10 protein-coding genes and 2 CRISPR repeat arrays (1 of these 12 running past the window's edge) are annotated in these 19,684 nt (G+C 69.7%); of the genes, 1 reads left to right on the top strand and 9 read right to left on the bottom strand.

The genetic code is table 11. The annotated features are described in order from the left end of the window. Nucleotides 1-446: 446 nt before the first annotated feature. Nucleotides 447-6,611 carry a DNRLRE domain-containing protein gene (locus tag B086_RS0125590; protein ID WP_026252758.1) on the top strand — a complete coding sequence of 2,055 codons (6,165 nt, stop codon included), beginning with the start codon at nucleotides 447-449 and terminating at the stop codon, nucleotides 6,609-6,611. Between the two features lie 232 nt (nucleotides 6,612-6,843). On the opposite strand, the gene B086_RS0125585 is transcribed toward B086_RS0125590, so the two are convergent. The 9 genes from B086_RS0125585 to B086_RS0125550 all read right to left on the bottom strand — a co-directional run bounded on the left by B086_RS0125585 (nucleotide 6,844) and on the right by B086_RS0125550 (nucleotide 18,847). Next, nucleotides 6,844-7,317, bottom strand: coding sequence for a hypothetical protein (locus B086_RS0125585; RefSeq protein WP_018569284.1), 474 nt, complete (start codon nucleotides 7,315-7,317; stop codon nucleotides 6,844-6,846). A gap of 521 nt (nucleotides 7,318-7,838) precedes the next feature. Continuing rightward, a CRISPR array of direct repeats spans nucleotides 7,839-8,476; the repeat unit is 28 nt; unit sequence GAGCTACCCCCGCGGGCGCGGGGACGAC. Between the two features lie 21 nt (nucleotides 8,477-8,497). Beyond that, on the bottom strand, nucleotides 8,498-8,842 hold the full coding sequence (cas2e, locus tag B086_RS43160) for a type I-E CRISPR-associated endoribonuclease Cas2e (RefSeq protein WP_078531191.1): 345 nt from the start codon (nucleotides 8,840-8,842) through the stop codon (nucleotides 8,498-8,500). After that, on the bottom strand, nucleotides 8,839-9,822 hold the full coding sequence (gene cas1e, locus B086_RS0125580) for a type I-E CRISPR-associated endonuclease Cas1e (RefSeq protein ID WP_018569283.1): 984 nt from the start codon (nucleotides 9,820-9,822) through the stop codon (nucleotides 8,839-8,841). The genes cas2e and cas1e overlap by 4 nt, the downstream gene beginning before the upstream one ends. Beyond that, nucleotides 9,815-10,600 carry a type I-E CRISPR-associated protein Cas6/Cse3/CasE gene (gene cas6e, locus B086_RS0125575; RefSeq protein ID WP_018569282.1) on the bottom strand — a complete coding sequence of 262 codons (786 nt, stop codon included), beginning with the start codon at nucleotides 10,598-10,600 and terminating at the stop codon, nucleotides 9,815-9,817. Before cas6e ends, cas1e begins: the two co-directional genes overlap by 8 nt. Nucleotides 10,601-10,604: 4 nt before the next feature. Next, nucleotides 10,605-11,405 carry a type I-E CRISPR-associated protein Cas5/CasD gene (cas5e, locus tag B086_RS0125570; protein WP_018569281.1) on the bottom strand — a complete coding sequence of 267 codons (801 nt, stop codon included), beginning with the start codon at nucleotides 11,403-11,405 and terminating at the stop codon, nucleotides 10,605-10,607. Next, nucleotides 11,402-12,580, bottom strand: a complete 1,179-nt coding sequence (gene cas7e, locus B086_RS0125565) for a type I-E CRISPR-associated protein Cas7/Cse4/CasC (RefSeq protein WP_018569280.1) — start codon at nucleotides 12,578-12,580, stop codon at nucleotides 11,402-11,404. Before cas7e ends, cas5e begins: the two co-directional genes overlap by 4 nt. Nucleotides 12,581-12,702: 122 nt before the next feature. Continuing rightward, a complete protein-coding gene (casB, locus tag B086_RS0125560) occupies nucleotides 12,703-13,881 on the bottom strand; it encodes a type I-E CRISPR-associated protein Cse2/CasB (RefSeq protein ID WP_018569279.1) in 1,179 nt (392 codons plus the stop codon). Then, nucleotides 13,878-15,587: a type I-E CRISPR-associated protein Cse1/CasA gene (casA, locus tag B086_RS0125555; protein ID WP_234029363.1), complete on the bottom strand. Its 1,710-nt coding sequence runs from the start codon at nucleotides 15,585-15,587 to the stop codon at nucleotides 13,878-13,880. Before casA ends, casB begins: the two co-directional genes overlap by 4 nt. A 338-nt stretch (nucleotides 15,588-15,925) precedes the next feature. Next, complete coding sequence (locus B086_RS0125550; RefSeq protein ID WP_018569277.1) at nucleotides 15,926-18,847, bottom strand: CRISPR-associated helicase/endonuclease Cas3; 2,922 nt, start codon at nucleotides 18,845-18,847, stop codon at nucleotides 15,926-15,928. Nucleotides 18,848-18,978: 131 nt separating this feature from the next. Beyond that, nucleotides 18,979-19,684: direct repeats of the CRISPR family, unit length 28 nt; unit sequence GAGCTACCCCCGCGGGCGCGGGGACGAC (it continues 298 nt past the right edge of the window).

The following is a 19,684-nucleotide window of genomic DNA, read 5'->3' as shown; positions in this document are numbered from 1 at the left end:
TATTGGCTGCTTCGTGTGTGCGCAGTTGTGAATCGTGGTGGTGTCCGGCGGGGGTTGGGGATGGTGTGTGGGATAGGGGTGTGGGTGTGAGAGGCCTTTCGTGGTGAGGGTGTGACGCTGGGTCAACTGGGCGGTGCTCGGCGGCCTGGAAGTGCTGTGACTTGGAGGTTTTCCGGTTCCCTGTACTCGGCCTGTGGGTTACCTGTGCGTAGTCTTTATCGAATCTTTACGATTCGATCATGTTTGTAAAGGATCAACCTGTCCCTACTGTGTCGATATGCCCGATCTGTTGATCAGTTAAGTTCCGTTGGCCAGCTCAAGTGGTGGGCTGGTTAAGGATCTTTAGGACAGTGATGAGGCAAAGGATGGGGGCTGGACGCGGTCGCGCCTGGCCCGATCCGCAAGGAGTATGGGTACAGCGGATCGCTGTGTCCCTGGCTGCCACGGTGGCAGTGACCGCACTGCAGGGAGCCGGGGACGCCGTCTCGGCGTCCCCGGCGTCCCCGGCGGGGGCTACCGTTGCGGACAAGAAGCACTACGCCACTTCGGCGGCGGACATACCCTCGGCACATGTGCTGGCGCGTCTGTCCGGCAAGCGTGTTGAGGCGCTTTCAGAGCGGACAGAGACGTCGACCACGTGGGTCAACGCCGATGGCAGCCTGACGACGGAGCTGTCGGCGGGGCCGGTCCGGTTCCGCGACGAGGCGTCGGGACGCTGGCGGGCTGTCGACCTGGACCTGGTGAGCAAGGCGGACGGTTCGGTCGAGCCGAAGGCCCATCCCAGGGGCCTGTCGTTCGCCAGGCCGGGCGGGAAGCGGCTGACCGCGCTCGCTCAGGAAAAGACGGCCGGCACGCGGGACCTGGTGTCCTTGGGCGAGGGGGATCAGCAGATCACTCTCCAGTGGAAGGGCGGTCTGCCCAAGCCGGAGCTGGACGGCAACCGCGCCACCTACCGCAGTGCCGTACCCGGCGGCGACGTGGTCGTCGAGGCCACCCGGACGGGCTTTGAGCAGTACGTTCGGATCAACGAGCGTCCTGGTACGGGAAGCTACTCCTACACGCTGCCGCTGAAGGCCAAGGGGCTCAAGGTCAGGCAGATGGAGGACGGGAGCGTCCTCTTCACCGACAAGAAGAGCAAGAAGCGGGCCGTGATGCCGGCTCCGGTGATGTGGGACTCCTCGGTCGACAAGCGTTCCGGTGAGCACACGCACCGGGCGAGGGTCGGCCTGAAGGCGGTGCACCGCAAGGGCGGCGTCGTCGATCTCGTGGTGACGCCGAACGCGGAGTTCCTCGCCGACCCGAAGACGCAGTATCCGGTCACCGTCGACCCGTCGACTTCCGCGCTGTCGAACGTCTTCGACACCTATGTGCAGCAGGGCGAGACCGTCGACTGGTCCAACGACGTCGAGCTCGACTTCGGCAACCCGGGCACGAAAAACGCCAACGGCACTCCGCGCACTGCGCGGTCGTTCATCTCCTGGAACACCACTCCGATCCAGGACGCGCTGGTCCAAAGCGCCAAGCTGTCACTGTGGAACTTCCACTCGGGCAACACCGACTGCAAGGCCTACCCGTGGGAAGTCTGGTCGACCGGCGCCGCCTCGACCTCGTCACGGTGGACCGCGCAGCCGGCCTGGACGGCGAAGAAGGCCACGTCCACCGAGACCAAGGGCAACCCGGGGTGCTCGACGCAGCCGGACGGCTGGATCAATGCCGATGTGACGACGCTGGCACAGGAATGGGCATCGGCCAAGGCCACCCGCGGCAACATGGGACTGCGGGCCTCGGACGAGTCGGCGCTGCTGCCGTGGAAGCGGGTCAACTCCGCCAACGCGGCTTCCAACCCTCCGAAGCTGGTGGTGAACTACAACTACCGGCCGCGTACGGGGACTAAGCAGGAGGCGGGCCCACCGTACTTCTCCTACAGCGGCTCCTACATCGTCAACACCACCACCCCGACGCTGCGTGACACCTTCGTCGACGCCGACGGCGACAAGGTCGACGGCACCTTCGAGATTCGCGACTCGGCCACCGACACCCAGGTCGGCAACTACCTGGTGTCGAAGTACGTACCGTCCGGACAGGTGGCATCGGTGACGGTGCCTGCCGGCCTGCTCACGGACGGCAAGACGTACAAGTTCCGCACCAACTCCTACGACGGCACCCACTACAACACCGGCTGGTCGGCGTGGAAGACCTTCACCGTCGACACCAAGGCCCCGTCCGCACCGGTGAAGATCTCCTCGCCGGACTATCCGGTGGACAAGTGGGTCAAGGGTGCCGGCCAGGCGGGCGCTTTCACGGTCACCCCGCCTGCTTCGGACCACAACTGGCTCGAGTGGTCGCTGGACGGTGTGACCTGGACGAAGGTGGCCACCGGCGGTTCCGGCGCCGACAAGAACATCAGCGTCGCCCCGCCCAAGAACGGCACTCACACCCTGCAGGTGCGGGCCGTGGACAAGGCCGACAACAAGTCCGAGGCGATCGAGTACACCTTCCACGCCGGCCCGGGCGGCTTCGTCGAGCCCAATGACAGCGAGCGCACGGCACGCAGGTTGCCTCTGGTGGCCGAGGCCGCGGCAGGCACCTACGACAAGGTGTCCTTCTCCTGGCGCCGGTCGGAAGCCGATGCCTGGGTCAAGATTCCCGCTGGTGACGTCACCGACGGCGGCCAGGCCCTGACCGCATGGCCGGTGCCGCTGGCCGGCGGCAAGAACGCACGGCTGGTCTGGGACGCCGCGAGCACCGTCGACCCGGACGGATCGGTCCAGGTCAAGGCCGACTTCACCGGGCCGGGCGGGGCGTCGGGCAGCACCGAACCGCTGACCGTGGTGGTCGACCGCAACGCTGACGGTGCGGCCAGCGACCAGGTCGGCCCGGGCAGCGTGAATCTGCTGACCGGTGACTACAGCCTGTCAGCGACCGACACCTCGGCGTTCGACCTGTCGGCCTCCCGCACTGCCTCTTCACGGGTACCCGACAAGGGCGCCAAGCAGGAAGGCCAGGCCCCCATCTTCGGCAAGGAGTGGGTCGCCGGCACTGCCGCGGAGATGACGGAGTCCGACTTCAGCCACCTGCGCAAGATCTCCGACACCGCGGTGGCCGTCGTCGACTCCGAGGGCGAGGAGACCCACTTCACGGCCAACGCGGCCAAGAACGGCTGGATCCCCGAGCCCGGCTCGGAGGACCTGACCCTCAAGGGCAGCGTCTCGGGCAGCTTCACCCTCACCGACACCGAGGGCACGGTCACCGAGTTCACCAAGCCCGCCTCCGACGCCACCACCTGGCAGGTCAGCAGCACTCTGCTGGGAGGCCTGGCCAACTCCACGACCACCGTGGTCTCCGAGACAGTGACCATGGACGGCAAGAAGCTGGCACGTCCCAAGCGAGTCATCGCGCCGACCTCGGCGGCCTCGGCGGCAGCATGCACGTCGGACCCGTCGACCAAGGGCTGCCGGGCGATGGAGTTCGTGTACGCGTCGTCCACCACGGCCACCGCGGACTCCCTCGGCGACTACGCGAACCAGGCCAAGGAGATCCGCCTGTGGTCCACCGAACCCGGCGCGGCCGCGGCCACGTCGAAGACGGTGCAGACCTACCTCTACGACAACGCCGGCCGCCTCCGCCAGACGTGGAACCCGCAGATCAGCCCGGCCCTGAAGACGGAGTACGCCTACGACTCCGCAGGCCGGATCACCCAGCTCACCCCGGCCGGCGAACTGCCCTGGTCCTTCACCTACGGCAAGGCCGGCAACTCCGCCACCGCCGGTGACGGCATGCTGCTGAAGGCCAGCAGGTCCGGGCTCAAGCAGGGAACCACCGACGTGCCGGAAGGCACCGCCGTCACCAGCGTCGTCTACGACGTACCGCTGACCGGAAGCACAGCCCCGTACCAGGTGGCCGCCTCGAACGTGAAAACGTGGGGCCAGCTGGACGCCCCCACGGACGCCACTGCGGTCCTGCCCGCCGACGCCGTCCCCGCCTCCAACTCCGCGAGCGCGCTGACGGCCGGCGACTACAAGCGAGCCGACATCCACTACCTGGGCGTGTCCGGCCGCGAAGTCAACACCGCCACCCCGGGCGGCCACCTGTCCACCACCGAGTACGACCGCTTCGGCAACACGGTGCGGGAGCTGACCGCCGCGAACCGTGCCGTCGCTCTGGGCCTGAGCGCCGACGACAAGGCCGTCCAGGCCGACCTCGGCATCGCCCAGCTCGCCAGCGCCGACCGGGCCAACCTCCTGGACACGCGGTCCGTGTACAACGACAACGGCACACGCAAGCTGGAGGAATACGGTCCTCTGCGGCGCATCGACCTGGCCGCCGACCTCAAGCAGGGCACCACCACCCTGGTACCGGCCGGTACATCGGTCACCGCACGCGCCTGGACCGTCAACGAATACGACGAGGGACGGCCCACCGACGGCTCCGCCAAGGTCAAGGACCAGGTCACCAAGACCACGACCGGTGCCCAGGTACGCGAGCACCCCTCCGTGCTGGGCGAGACCCGCGTCACCCAGACCGTCTACGACTGGGCGAAGGGCCTGCCCACCAAGACGGTCAAGGACCCGGACGGGACGGCGATCACTCAGACGACCGAGTACGACGCCCAGGGCCGCGTCACCAAGCAGATCCTGCCCGGCGCCACCGGCACGGACGCCGGCACCCGCGTGACCACGTACTGGTCCGCCACCGGCACCGGCACGTGCGCCGGCCGGCCCGAATGGGCCGACCTGGTCTGCTCCGTCAGCGCCGGCGGCGCGATCACCGGCGGAGGCTCCAACCCCGCCCAGCTCCCCACCACCACCACCGAATACGACTGGTGGGGCCACCAGGCCAAGGTGACGGACACCGCCAACGGCGTGACCCGCACCACCACCACCAGCTACGACAACGCCGGACGCCAGAACAAGACCACCGTGACCGGCGGTCTCGGCCAGGCCGTGCCGGAGGCCACCACCCAGTACGACCCCGCCACCGGCAGAGCCGTCAAGACCGTCTCGCCCACCGGCGGGACCATCTCCAGGTCCTACGACAAGCTGGGCCGCCAGACCTCCTACACCGACGCCGACAACGGCACCACCACCACTGAATACGACCTGCTGAACCGGCCGGTCAAAACCAGTGACACCGTGCCCTCGACCGTCACCTACACCTACGACACGACCACCGAACCACGCGGCCTGGTCACCAGCACCACCGACTCCGTAGCCGGCACCTTCAAGGCCACCTACGACGCGGACGGATCCGTCGCCACCGAGAAACTGCCCGGCGGATACACCCTCACACAGACCGAGGACACCACCGGAACCGCGACCGACCGCACCTACACCCGCGACAGCGACAGCACGATCGTCTACTCCGACACCGTCACCGAATCCGTCCACGGCCAGGTCACCAGCCACGCCGGCTTCTCCAGCCAGAGCTACAGCTACGACACCACCGGACGACTCACCACGGTCGAAGACACCGCACAGACGACCTGCACCCGCCGCAGCTACACCTTCGACAACCGCACCAACCGCAAATCCCTGACCACCGTCGCCGGCACCCCCGGCGCCGACTGCCCCACCGGCTCAGGCACCACCACCAACTCCACCTACGACAGCGCCGACCGGATCGTCGACCCCGGCTACGCCTACGACGCCTTCGGCCGCACCACCACCGCCCCCGGCCAGGGCACCATCGGCTACTACGCCAACGACCTCGCCCACCAGCAGACAGCCGACGGCAAGCGCCAGACCTGGCAACTGGACGCCGCCCTGCGCTTCCGCTCCTGGAAGGTCGAAACCGGCAGCGGCAGCACCTGGACCCAGACCACAGCCAAGACCAACCACTACGACAACGACACCGACAGCCCCCGCTGGACCACCGAAGACACCACCGGCGCAGCCGTCACCCGCAGCGTCGAATCCGCCTCCGGCGACCTCGCCGCCACCACCAGCAAAACCGGCGACACCGTCCTCCAGCTCACCACCATCCACGGCGACGTCGCACTCCAACTCCCGCTGGACACCACCCAAGCCCCCACCGCCCTCGACTACGACGAATACGGAAACCCGCGCAACACCCAGAACCCCACCCGCTACGGCTGGCTCGGCGGAAAACAGCGCTCCACCGAAACACTCACAGGCCTCACCCTCATGGGAATCCGCCTGTACAACCCCACCACCGGACGCTTCCTCTCCACCGACCCCGTCTACGGAGGAAACGCCAACGCCTACGAATACGTCACCGCAGACCCGATAGACAAATTCGACTTTGATGGCCGCCGCTGGTGCTGGCGCTGGTGCAAGACCGCTGACCGCTGGGGCCGGAACCCGAACTGGCGGCACTACTACTACGGCGGCAACATCGCACTGTCACTGGTGTCCTTCCGCCGGATCAAGGGAATCACTAAATTCCGTGCGCGCAGCTGCTGGACGCGGTGGAGAGGATTTGCCTCCTGCGGGGGCCACGCCTTCGGTGTGTACGACCTGATCTACTCGGTGCATAAGTACCGTCAGAACTACCGATATCTCAAGGACTACAACCAATCCCTCACTTACGCGGGAAGGCAAAGCGTGTGCCGTAGATACACTCACTACCGAGGTCGCGGGGAGTGCGCTTAAGCTTCCCCCACTTACAGACACTATGGCGTACCAGCTGTCCTCCGAATAACACCGAAAGCCTCGTCTCAAAGCCCTGAAAGCAGAGGAGACGAGGCTTTCTCCACATTCCTTTCCGCCGGGGGGATCCTGCTCATGAAGCCCCTGCGGCGCGGTGTCTGGTCGGCGAATACCTGCGGCGCATCCGGACGGTCCTCGAAGCCCTCATCGTCGCGCAGTTGCTCCAGCCGCACCGTCAGCAGGTGCTCGGCGGTGAGCTTCCGGGCCGCTTCGGCTTGCTTCGTCGCGGCGGCGGCGACGGCGCCGGTCGGGTTGTGCCGCAATCAGGGCCGGCGCTGCTCGGTCCTGTACGCCCGCCATGTTCGGTCCGGCCCAGCATCGCCAGGGCGTTGTGCTGGTGTTCCTGGACGGCCTGCCGGGCGATCTCGACCGCGGTCCTCGCGGCTTCAGGATCGGCCTTCAGTGCGGCTGCGTCGGTGATCTGCAGGAACTCCTGCCACGCGGCGGCGATGCTGTGGCCGATCGCCGTCCGGACCTCGGCGGCGGCCGTGACGCTGCCCGGGTCGGTCAGGTCGGCGGACCCGGCGGCCGCGAGGAGAGTGGCCTCGCCGATCAGGGCCCTAGTCTGACGGCGGTAGTCGCACGCCTCCCACAGCCCGGTCGCCCGGTCGCGCCTGCAGTCCGCGCACGCCAGCGCCTTGTGGACCATGCCGGCGGCGACGCGGCCTGGCGCTCGCGGTCCGCCTGCTCAGCGGCTGCCGTACGGGCCGCCTCGCGCCGGGCGCGCTCCGCGCGGGCCTGCTCTTGGCGCCGTGCGAGGTCCTCCGCCTCGATGGCGACCCGCTCGCGCAGCCGCTCCTCGAGGGCCCGGCGCCGCACGTCCTTCGTCAGGCCAGGAAATTCCCGATCGACCTGCTCTGTGGCCTTCACCCGCCGGGCGCGGCGGATGTGGATCACGTTGCCGCACATCTCGCACTCGCGGCCGGTGTCCAGGCGGATCCCGTCGTCGCACCGCCGGTCCGTTCACGCCTGGCGCTGCACCAGGCCCTGCCGGGTCAGCCACGGATACGGGCGCTCGACCAACGCCTCGCCAACCGTCTCCGCCAGCCTGCCGGCCAGCAGCCGCGGCGCGTAACCCCGCAGCTCCAGCAGCCCCTCCAGCCGGTCCAGTTCCGCCCCTGCGGCCCCGGGACGACAGCGCGTCTGGGGTTGGTGGCGTCGGTGGTGGCGGAGCTACCCTCGCGGGCGCGGGGACGACGAGTAGGTCGTCTACGGGGATGAGCCAGCTGCGGAGCTACCCCCGCGGGCGCGGGGACGACGCTCGGACAGCGTTGCCGTAGATCCGGATGGTGGAGCTACCCCTGCGGGCGCGGGGACGACGACACACAACCCCCGAACGCCCACACCTAGGCAGAGCTACCCCCGCGGGCGCGGGGACGACGCGTCGCTCGGGTCCTGCTTGCCGTTCGCGGTCGAGCTACCCCCGCGGGCGCGGGGACGACGCAGGGCGGTCGGCATCCATCCCCGGTAATGGGGAGCTACCCCCGCGGGCGCGGGGACGACCCAGTAGGTGTAAGGCTCGTTTTCCGGGGTGCCGAGCTACCCCCGCGGGCGCGGGGACGACGACGGCGCGGATGCTCCGGCCGCTCTGCTCGGGGAGCTACCCCCGCGGGCGCGGGGACGACTGCTCCATGTCGGTCGACCTCCGGTCATGGGCGGAGCTACCCCCGCGGGCGCGGGGACGACATGATGGCTCCACCGACCGACCAGAAGATGACGGAGCTACCCCCGCGGGCGCGGGGACGACAAGAGGGCGACGGAGGGCATGATGGAGGTTCCGGAGCTACCCCCGCGGGCGCGGGGACGACACTTCGTGACCTGCGGCTTAGTCAGGTGATGAGGCCATTTTCCTTTACCTCGTTCGAGGGTCGCCAGGGTTGCCCGTTCTGGCGTGGGCGGGCCATGAGAACAAGTCCGTCGAAGTCGACGGGAGTCCATCGGTCGCGGCCGGCGGTTCGGACGGACCAGCCCTGTTCTGTCGTCGATGGTTCGATCATGACGGCCTGGCCGTCGTGGATGCGCTCGGAGAGGACGTTCCAAAGGCTGTCGCGGATACGTGGGTTGGGGCTTCCGACGTAGACGCCGGCGGCTACTTCGACAAACCACCGAGTGAGGTGTCCTCGGAGCCCGGGGGGCGCTGCGATGAGTACGACAACGGTCGTCCCTGTACTCATGAGCTCGTCTCCGGGGAGGCAAAGTCGGTGGGTTGAGGGATGAGGTCGAGGTGGTCTGTGGCGCTCCAGTTGCGACCGCTGCTGACGACGGTGTCGCCGTCGTCCCACAGGGCGCCGAGATCCTCGTCCGACAGGTCGTTGTTGTCGGGGACGAGGAGTTGTTTGATGTCGGCGACGATGCGGGGCAGGAGCCTGCCGCGGGCAGCAGCGTCCCGTAGAGCGGTACGTGCGTCACGTTCTGAGGTGAGTCCCTGGGCGGCCAGGTCGAAGGCGAGAGGGATGGTGTATTCGGCTTTGTAGAGGTCGGCGATGTCCAGGACGAAGGAGAGGGCGTTGCCGGTGTGGACGAAGCCGAGTGCGGGGCTGGCGCCCAGGCCGGTGATGGCTGCGTGGCAGATGCCGTAGAGGGCCGAGTTTGTGGCGGACAGGAGTCGGTTCACGTCGTCGCCGGCGGCGAAGGCGTCGCCTGGTTTGTAGTCGCGTTTGGTCCAGGGGACTCCGGTGCGCTCGGAGTGCTGGGCGTAGAGCCGTCGGATGCGGGTGCCCTCGCGGCCGCGGAGCTGTTGCAAGGTCAGGCCGGTGGTGTCCTCGCCGGGGAAGCGCATGTCGTACATCCTGCGGGCGACGGCGACGCGTTCCTTGGGGCGGGTGACCAGCCAGGCTTGCCGGAGCTGGAGCTGGGAGCCGCGTGTGGTGCTGGTTCCGGCGGCGTACAGGCGTACGCCCTGCTCGCCGACCCAGCACACGGCGGTGCCGGAGTCGGCGAGCAGGGTGACGGCGGGGTGGGTGATGCGGCTGCCGGGCCCGATGAGGAGGACGGCGAGCCAGGCAGCCGGGACGTGGACAGTGCGTGCCTTGTTGACCAGGACGATGGCGTTGTCGTCCCGGTCGATGTGGCAGCGTTCGGCGTAGAGGCTGGTGATGCGGTCTTCGAGGCGGTGGACGTCTTGAGGTCCGGTCCGCCACCAGGGTTCAGCCATGATTTGCCTGGGTGGTGCGCAGCGGGGCGAGGGTGAGCAGCCCTTGGCCGTAGCCCTTGGCGGGGCCGATCCCGTGGAGGAGCGCGGTGCGCAGGGCGTCGGTGTCGGTGACGCGGAGGCGTCCTTCGAAGGTAGCGGTGGACAGGGTGACGCGAGGGCCGTCGGGGCGTTTGCGGAAGCGGAGGATGTCGCGGCTGACGAGGGTCACGGCGGGTCCGGCTGACAGGGCGTGCTCCCCGGTCTGGAGGCCGGGAGCGGGTGGTGCGGCAGTGGCGTCGGGGATGCTGAAGCCGTGGCGTTCGCACCGTTTGAAGAGCCAGTCGAGTTGCTGGGCGGCGGTGCGGTGGGCGACGCGGAAGCCGCGGTGCAGGCTGCTGTTGTCGGTTCCTTCTTTCAGGCGGGCGGCCTGCTGTTCGCTCGGCCGGTCGGGCCGGGGGATGCTCTGGACTGGGTTGGCGGTGAGACGGAACCCGAATTCGCGGCCTTGGGCGAGACGGCCGAGGAGGGGCGCGTAGTCGGCGATGAGCGGGTCGCCTCCGTCGGCTCCGGGCCAGCCTGCGGCGTCGACGAGATGGGCCCAGGAGGGGCGGCTCGCGGTGAGGACGAGGACTTCGGCCCGGTGCGGGGTGTTCGTGTCCAGGCGCCACAGGACACGTTCGGTGACCGGCTGTACGGCCAGCCCGGACAGGATGGCGGCGTGCAGGCGGTGGGGACTGGAGAGCAGGGCCATGGCGGCGCGGCGGCGCGGGTTGAGGGCGATCTTCGACAGGTAGGGCATGTGGTCACCAGCCCAGGAGGGCGAACGGGTCGTGGTCGGGCTGTCCGGCCGGGGTGGTCTCCGGTGCGGGCTCTGTCTCGTCGGTGCGGCCGGTGGGCACGGTGACCCAGAGATGGCGGACAGTGCGGCGGGCGAAGCGGGTTCCGGTCTTGAGGTCGTAGGTGTCGGGGACATCGACGGCGGTCCGGTCACCGGCCGGGTCCTCGACGGTGGCCTCCAGGGACACGGTGGCGCCCTTAGCCTGTCGGCGACGGTGGCTGCTCGCCTGCCACGGCACTTCCTTCAGGACGTCTTCGAGACGGTTGTCGTCGTGGAGGCCGAGGCTGACGGGGCCGGTGGGCGGGCAGGATCGGCGGCCCAGAGACAGGGGGAAGACGGGGTTGCGGACGGCTTGTTCCAGGCTGTGCAGCAGGGCGTGCGGGCCGCGGAGAGCGGCGACGAAGACGGCGTCCTGCAGGTAGAAACGGCGGGTGACGCTGGTGTACTTGGGCGGGGCGGTCCTGGTCTGCTGTCCTTTGGCGTTGGTCTTGGCCGACAGCAGCGGCAGCCCGCGGTAGTCGCTGGAGGTGTGGTAGTCCCGCAGCAGGGTGCCGGGCTGGTCCACCCGGACGCCGAGTTGCAGGCCGACCAGGTCGGTGAGGGAGGCTTCGCGGTCGCGGCCCTCGGCAGCGGCGAGGAGGCCAAGGACGCCGGACTTGGTGGGTTCAGGACGCGTCTCACGGAGGTTGTAGCGGGACGGGCCGCCCCAGGACTGGAGCGGGGCGGCCAGCCGCAGCATGAGGACGGCGTGTCCGGTGCCGGTCATCGGGCGTCGGCCTCTGCCTTCTCGGCGGGCGTGATCTCGCCGCCGGCCAGCCACTGTCCGACCAGTGCGCCGACGGAGTCGAGCAGGGCGGGGAAGGCCAGGGAGGAGCCGAACACCTCGGTGATCTTGTCGCCTTCGGCGGTGTAGGTGGCCAGGGTCTGCAGCGGCTTGTTGCCCCACGTCTCGCCGACTGCCTTGAGCTCGTCGGCGAGACGTACGACGGACTCCGAGGCCAGGCCCGTGATGCCGGTGACGGGCTCTTCGTAGGCGGAGACGAGGTTCACCGGCTGGTCGGTGCGGATGGTCAGCAGCACCAGGTGGGGCAGGGTGCGGTGGGCGAAGGAGTTCTGGTGCCCGGTCGGCATGGACCGGGCGAACGCGTCGATGAACCGGACCGCCGTATCGCGGGTCTCCTCGGCGTCGGTGAGGTTGTCCCGCAGCTGGTGCACGCCCAGGACGGCGTAGCGGTACAGGGTGGAGGAGTTGAACTCGACGGTGCCGATCATGCCAGCGCCGTGGTCGTCGGTGTTCTCGTCGTCGACTGCGGTGTAGTAGTCGAACTCGGTGCGCACGGCGTGGGTCGACAGGGCGTGCGCGACCTGGACGGCGGCGTCCACGTTCAGGGCGGGCAGGTCGGCGACCATGCGGCCGAACAGGGCGACCTCGGCCGGGTGGCCGGTGGACAGCGTCTGGACGACGGAGAGCTGCTTCACCTCGTTCTTGAGGTCGTCGTCGGCCAGGGCGGCGAGTTCAGCGGCCCGGCCGTCAAGGAGCCGGACCAGGGAGTCGAGCTGCTTCTTGCCGAAGAACAGCAGGTAAGCGGACTGGTCCTCCTTCTTGGCGGACTTGGTGACGCCGAGCGGCTCGAGCAGGGCGGCGGCGAGACGGCCGGCTTGCTCGCCGGTGAGGCCGGCGCCGCCCTCGGCGGCCGGGCGGGCCAGGCGCTCGGTGAGCAGGGTGGCGATCCGCTTGGTGCGGGTGGCCCGGTCGGCCTCCGGCATGTGCCGGGCGTACTCGGTTCGGGCGGCCCGCTTCCACGCCTGGGAGGAGACGCGGGCCCGGCGGGCGCCGCCGTAGACGGCCTGCTTGGGGGTGCCCGAATCATCCCGGTTCACGTTGGACGGCGGCAGGCTCTGCAGGATGTGGACCTCGACGAAGAGGGTGGGCTTGCTCATGGTGTGACTCCTTGAAGGCATGGGGTGCCCCGGGAACGGGGCATCAACGAAGACGCTTCGGCGTGGCCGGCAGGCCGGTCCGGGAATCCCGGCGCCGTGGCCGGCTGATTCGTTCGGCGGGGTCAGGAAGTCGCGGCGATGTGGAAGTCGCGGTCCCACCGCCGGCGCCATTCGGTGGCGGCGTCCGGACGGCGGGGATCGTCCCAGCTCCGCAGAGCCGCGCGGAGCAGGTCGTAGTCGAGTCCGACTCCGGCCTGGCTGAGCAGCGGGACGAAGGACCGCAGGTGCATGGCGAGTTCGTCGGCGTCGGCGGAGGTGAGCAGCACGCCGAAGCGCCGCTCCAGCGCTGCGGTGCCGGCCCGTCCCTCGCTGCCCCCGGCGGCCTTTGCGGCGAGGAGACCGGCGGCCGTACCCGGACTGTTCCCGCCGACGTGCATCGGGCGGCTGTGCGACTGCTGGTGGCGGGCGAAGAGGGTGAGCGCGGTGTGCTCGGCCGCCAGGTCCCGGGTGAGGGAACCCTTGTTCCGCCACTCGGACGCCATGCGGGTGCGGTGGAACGGCCACATCGCAGCGACCGTGCCCGGCTCGCGGCCGGTACCCGAACGCAACGCAGCCAGCTCCGCCCCCGCATCCGCGCCGCCCGGGTCGAACGTCACCCAGTACGCCGCCCGTTCCCTGGCGTCGAGCTCCTCGCCGGCCTCGCCCGGTGCACCGGGATCGGTGTACTGCAGGCCCCAGGACCGCAGCACACGGTTCCTGCCCGGACCGTCCCACCGGGCCAGCTCACCGAACAGACGCGTGTAGTCCAGCCCGATACCCGCCTGCCGCAAAAGCGGCACGAGCCGCTGAAGGTGCTGCACCAACTCGTCAAGGTCCTGGGCGGTCGCGGCCGCCACCAGCCGCCGCTCCACAGCACTCTCCGCCATCACCCCGCTGCCACGCAGCAGCAGACAGGCGCCGCCCAGACCGGCACCCCGCCGGTGAACGGGCTCGGACGCCGCATGCTGGTGCAGCCCGAACAAGGTGAGCGTGTGGTGCTCCGCGATGTACCGGCCCGGCAGACCCTCCACGCCGCCCTCCTGCAGAGGGACACGATGAAGGAAGCGCATGGACGCGACGGTGCCGGCTTCCCGCCCGACGCCTTCACGCGCGGCCCGCAGGCTCCGCACGACGTACTCGGAGAAGTTCACGCGCCGCTGCTCCTCGCGCCCGCTCTGCCAGTCCTGGACAGCCTCCTCCCAGAAGAACAGCCAGGTCCGGTCTGCCGCAGCACGGACACGGGAACCACTGCTGGTCGTCATACTCCGGCCGCCTCCTCGTACTTGGCCCGGCGCTCCTCGGCGGCCAGCGGCAGAACGCCGGCGAGCGTCTTCCGGAAGACGCCGATGGCCTTGCCACTGCGGTAGACGAACTCCTTGTCGCCCTTTTTCACCGTGCGCCCCACCACAGCCCGCGGCGGAACCGCCGCGAGCAGAAGACCGGCCTCCCGGTCGGCAGCGATCTGCACACACTGCTCCCACGCGAGCTGCGCGCGGTCCAGGATCTCCTCGTCGTCCACATCGACGCTCCGCAGGCCGGCGAGCAGACGCCGCATCGTCCCGTCGAGGGAGTGCAGGAACTGCGCGGACGGCCGGCTCCCCTTGTCACGGGGCAGCGGATCACCCCCGGCGGCACGCCGCAGGTCGCTGTGGAGACCGTCCAGGGCCCGGGCGACCTGATCCGCCTGCGCCACGCACTCCAGCACGAGTTCCCGCAGATCGGCGTCCTCGGCGAGCAGCGCCTGCACCGGCAGAGGCAGCTCGTCGCCGATGGCGTTCTCGACCACCGCGGACTGCGTGCCGTACTCGAGCGCCGACGTCTCCACGCCCAGCGGATACTGCCCGGACAGCACGCCGTCGTGCCGCAGGTCTCCGATCTGGCGCAGCAGCAGCGAGGTGTAGGGGCCGTCGCCCGCCACCGGCAAGGTCATCGCCAGAAGCGTCCCCAGGCCCTGCCAGGCGGCGCGGCCCGAGGCGAGCCGGCGGGGCCGCCGGTGGGGCTGCCCCTTCTTCGGCTTCGCGGTGTGCTGCCACGCCGTGTGCGGCTCGGTCTCAGGGGCCTGCACCAGCCGGTCGCCGGCCGACACGATCGCCCGATGCACCCTCAGCCCCTGCTCCGTCTCACAGGCGATCAGGCGGATCCGGCGGGCCTGGAAGGTCAGCAGGTCCAGCAGCCCCGTCGCATGACGCTCGGACCAGGCGGCCCCAGCCGGCGACGCGCATCCCGACGCGGCCGGGCGCTCGTCCCACGCCCACTGCGGCCGGTCCCCCGGCTCAAGCCCATCGGGCATGATCGGCGTGTTCAGCAGCAGCGTCTCGTACAGCGTCCTCCCGGTGGGCACGATCACCCCGAGCTGACCGAGCGGCCCCGTCGGATTCCCCGTCGTCTTCCCTTTCCTCGCCTGCGGATCCCCCACCGCTCCCGTCTTGATCGACGCCGTGTCCCAGCACTGCGCGTGCAGCAGCCACAACACCGCCTCCCACGGCGTCAGCAGCAGCTCATCAGCCTCACTGAGCGCGCTGAACAAGGGCACGTTGTTCCCCGACGCCACGGACGGCACCAGCTGAGCGGCCGTCTTCGTCTCCCCGTTCAGCGCCTGCAGACCGGCGACCTGGGCGAACGGACGCTCCGCGTCGAACATGCGGAACCGGTCCCCGTAGCGGGAGCCCAGGTAGTGCGCAAGACGCTCCTGCTCGTCCAGCGAGAAGCGGCCACGGTGAAACCGCTCGCCCCATTCCTGCCGGGTCGCGGGCGCCCCCAGAGCGTCGATCACCATGGGCAGCAGCAGCTGCCGGAGCACCACCGGCAGCATCGTGTGCACCGGCAGCTCGAGACGACGGACAGCGTGAGCCCCGGACACCACATCCAGCAGCCCAGCACACTGCTGCACACCGTCCTGTACGACGGTCCTGAGCCACGCGCCGTGAACGAGGTCTCCCTCGTCGGTCATGGCGGTTCCCCCCTCCATGTACTGCACGTACCGACCCCTCCTCACGTCCCGCAGGACGCGTTGGCCGACGAGTCAACCCCGTTGTCACAGTGGGGAGTTGACCCGTGACCGAATGCCGACAGCGTGGCACGGCAACGTTTGGTACTTCAAGCGGATCAGGCGAACCCAGGGAAATATGCCAAGAGGCCACAGCATCTTTGGCCCGAGCGGGTACTCTGCGCACGGCTCGTGGAGCCGGAGCCCTCCCCGAGGCCTGGGGGTGTTCCCGTTTGGTACTTCGCCCAGCGCGAGGAACCGTCCCCGCACACGCGGGGTGGCAAGGTCCCGGCCCGGCTCCACAGCCGCCTCACCCCGCCTCACACGATGGCCAGCCCCAACACATCGTGATAAGACACCCGGTCCACGCCCAGCAGCCGCGTACCGTCCTCCTCCAGCACGAGCGCCAGGCGGTAACGGAGCCAGGGCCTGCCCGCCCACCCGGGAAGCGGACGCAACTCGGCCAGGGCAGCAGCCGTGAGGCGCGGAGGCAGACGCAGCGTGCCGCCCATCAGCCGGTCGGTCACCTCGTCGTCATCCACCTCACCGTGCACCCCCAGCCAGGTCCCGTCGACAGCCCGGTACCCGTCCGGAGCCCGCCGGACGACCACCACTTCGACGGAAGGGTCACCGTCGCGCACCACAGCATCGAGCTGCTCCTCGGAAGCAGCCCGGCTGCCGGCGTAATGCAGCCCCTCCAACGTCGGGAAAGCCCACTCCCGGCGACGGCACAGCAGATACCCCTCCGCGTTCTTCTCCCGCTTCCGCTCCTTCGTCTGCCACTCCTGCCACGCATCGGCCTCGTCCCAGCCCGCCGGACAGACCTCGGCCTCCTCATAGGCCCGCGCCACCAGCCCCGGCACATCGGCCGGAATGCTCCACCCCGGCCCCGCCCACTCGCCCGCGCCCGACGCCGCGAGAGCACCCGCAGCCTCTCCGACCAGGGCAGCCGCCCGCAGCAGCGGCCACCGGCCGTAGATCAGCTCCGAGGCACGCAGAAACCGCGGAACTCCGGCCCGTCCGGGCGCCACACCGGTGACCACCACACGGGGCACCCGATGCGTGACCGGACGACGGGTACCGCTGTGACGGTGCAGCCGGCCGATGCGCTGCAACAGCAGGTCCACGGGTGCCAAGTCGGTGAACAGCACATCGGCGTCCACATCGAAGGACTGCTCGGCAAGCTGAGTAGCGACCACGACCATGCGCTCAGGCCGTTCATCACCGGCCTGCGGCCCCATCACACGCAAACACTGCGCTGTCCGCTCCGCCCGATGGACCGCGCACAGCCGAGCATGCAACAGGTGCAGGTCACCGTCGAAGCCTCCCTCCCGCAGAGCACGGTAGATCGCCTGCGCACGGGCGACCTGGTTGACCACCACCAGCGCGACCCCTCCCCCGGCGACGGCCTTGCGCACCGCCGCAGCGACCCGCGCTCCTTCAAGATCCATATCCGGCAGCCAGTCCACCCGCACCGGCATCGACTCCCGCCAGGACCGCACCACCTGACGGGACGTGTCGGCAACGGCCCGCCCATCGACGCCATAAGCCACCGTCACGCACGGGTACCCGGCCGGCTCTGGCACCGGCTGATGCACATCCGCCCTACCGAGCACGCCGGACAGATAAGCGTCGACGAACCGCTGCCGCTGATCGGGCGGCAGCGTCGCGGACAACAGCACCACCGGCACCCCCGCCTGCCCCAACCAGCGCAGCGCCTCGACGAGGAACTGCCGCATATAGACGTCCGCGGCATGCACCTCGTCCACAACGACAACCTTCCCGGCCAGCCCGGCGAACCGCAGCATCACGTGCCGGGTACGGGTCGCCGCGTGCAGAAGATGGTCGACCGTGCCCACCGCGAAAGCAGTGAGCAGGCCACGCTTCTCACCCAGGAACCAGTACGCCGGACCGTTCGCCCTGCCGTCGGTCACCGGGCCCACCGGAGACGGAGAGGGCGCCATGTCGTACTCGGCGTCCTCATCGATCGCACCGAAGTCGTCGCCGGCCCACTCCGCACTGGTGCGGCCGCTCCCGCTCTCACATCCGCAACCGTCGCCTTCCGGACGAGGCTTCCCCTCCCAGACGGCCCGCCACCAGGCATTGAACCGTCGGCGGCCGTGCAGAAGAGCGACCTGGGACTCCAGCTCCGGATCGAAAGTACGCACCCACCGAAGCACCTGCTCATACATCGGATCGCTCGTCGCCTGAGTCGGCATCGCCACGAACACCCCGTCCAGACCGAACCGCGCCGCCAACACCTCAGCAGCCGCAAGAGCAGCCTTCGTCTTCCCCTCCCCCATAGGAGCCTCCGCCACCAGCAGCCCCGGCACCGGCACCGACCATGCCCGCTCCACCAGCTCCTGCTGCGACGCCCGCGGCGTAACACCCAGCCGCTCGACCAGCGGCCCCAACGGACTCTCCGGCAGCGCCAGCTCCCGCCAGCCACCGCACAGACGAAGCCGACTCCAAGCAACCTCCGCCCGGCGCCGCGACTCAGCGAAAGAGATCAGACCGGCATCCGCCACACCAAGGAACTGACTGCTGTCACTGGCGATCCAGTCCGCCATGACGACCAGACCCGACAACGCCAACTGCTCAGCCTTCCGCAAAGCGCCCACCGGCCGCGCATCCGACAGACCCTCGAAACCGACGGCACGGGTGAAGACATCCACGACCGCCCGCTGCACCTCCTCCCAGGCAGCACCCCGGCCCTGAGCACCGCGTGGCGGGTCCAGGGCACCGGCCGACGGAAACGCGCCGTGGTGTCCGGCGACCAGCGGCCACACCCAACCGGCCGCTTCCTCACCCCACTCCATCACCAGCCGAGGCCGCAACATGACAGCACCAGCCATGTCATGACGCCACCGCTTGCTCGGGGCCGCCGACAGCCGCCCCCAAGACAGCCCCGCTGCCAACACCGGCGCGGCCTCGGCCGCATCCATCGCCTGGAACGCCGGGCACGCCTTCCCACAGTCATGAATGCCGCACACCCACATGAACCACAACCGCCCCCGGCCACCGCTGATCTCATCCAGCCGCCGCCGGAACGCCGCCGACACGTACCGGTCCCACATCACCCCCGCCACAGCAGCCGTGTCCAGCAGATGCCCCAGCAGCAGATGTGTCCGCCCACCATTGCGCGCGGCCGACTTTCCCCACAGCCGCGACACCCGCTCGACGACCTCCGGCGACAACCGCATCGCCCGCATCAACTCGACGACCGAAGCCTCATCGTCCACGAAACCACCCCCCAAATCCGCTGCCCGGCACCATAGGCCCTGCCACTGACAATGAAGCCGACACGTGAGGAGCTACTCCCCGCAGGCGCGGGGACGACTTCGGGACCGGCGGGGATGCGCGCGCCCTGCTGGGGCTACCACTGCGGGCGCGGGGACGACTCACCTGGGGCGGCTCGAACACGATCCGAGCCCGAGCTACCCCTGCGGGCGCGGGGACGACGGGCCGATCGTCTCGTAGGACACCTGCTGGGGAGAGCTACCCCCGCGGGCGCGGGGACGACCACGTCGGGACCTGCGCCTACACGAACCTGCGCGAGCTACCCCCGCGGGCGCGGGGACGACACGCGGGCCGGCGCTGAGATCAAGAAGGACCAGGAGCTACCCCCGCGGGCGCGGGGACGACGCGTCGGGGCTGGTGGAGAAGGGGGCGACGCGGGAGCTACCCCCGCGGGCGCGGGGACGACGTCTCCGCAGCCTTCAGAGCGTCGCCGGACACGGAGCTACCCCCGCGGGCGCGGGGACGACCGCGTCTGGGGGTTCCCCGGCGACCTCCAGCAGGAGCTACCCCCGCGGGCGCGGGGACGACAGCATGCCGTCGTCCCCGCGGGTGGGGTCGTAGGAGCTACCCCCGCGGGCGCGGGGACGACCCCGCGCCGAAGCCGAAGCCGACGCCGCCCCCGGAGCTACCCCCGCGGGCGCGGGGACGACGCCCTGCGCCTGATCGAAGCGGAGGAGGCCAAGGAGCTACCCCCGCGGGCGCGGGGACGACCAGAAAGGGTCGGCCTGTTCGCTCGTGATCTGGGAGCTACCCCCGCGGGCGCGGGGACGACTCGTGCT

The sequence above is a fragment of the Streptomyces sp. PsTaAH-124 genome, assembly GCF_000373685.1.
GTDB classification, from domain to species: domain Bacteria; phylum Actinomycetota; class Actinomycetes; order Streptomycetales; family Streptomycetaceae; genus Streptomyces; species Streptomyces andamanensis.
This window is presented reverse-complemented; position numbering and strand designations above follow the sequence as displayed.

Excerpts from the sequence above, each read along its gene's own strand:
- B086_RS0125585 (WP_018569284.1), bottom strand. The coding sequence starts at position 7,317 with ATGGTCCACAAGGCGCTGGCGTGCGCGGACTGCAGGCGCGACCGGGCG.
- cas2e (WP_078531191.1), bottom strand. The coding sequence starts at position 8,842 with ATGAGTACAGGGACGACCGTTGTCGTACTCATCGCAGCGCCCCCCGGG.
- cas1e (WP_018569283.1), bottom strand. The coding sequence starts at position 9,822 with ATGGCTGAACCCTGGTGGCGGACCGGACCTCAAGACGTCCACCGCCTC.
- cas6e (WP_018569282.1), bottom strand. The coding sequence starts at position 10,600 with ATGCCCTACCTGTCGAAGATCGCCCTCAACCCGCGCCGCCGCGCCGCC.
- cas5e (WP_018569281.1), bottom strand. The coding sequence starts at position 11,405 with ATGACCGGCACCGGACACGCCGTCCTCATGCTGCGGCTGGCCGCCCCG.
- cas7e (WP_018569280.1), bottom strand. The coding sequence starts at position 12,580 with ATGAGCAAGCCCACCCTCTTCGTCGAGGTCCACATCCTGCAGAGCCTG.
- casB (WP_018569279.1), bottom strand. The coding sequence starts at position 13,881 with ATGACGACCAGCAGTGGTTCCCGTGTCCGTGCTGCGGCAGACCGGACC.
- casA (WP_234029363.1), bottom strand. The coding sequence starts at position 15,587 with ATGGAGGGGGGAACCGCCATGACCGACGAGGGAGACCTCGTTCACGGC.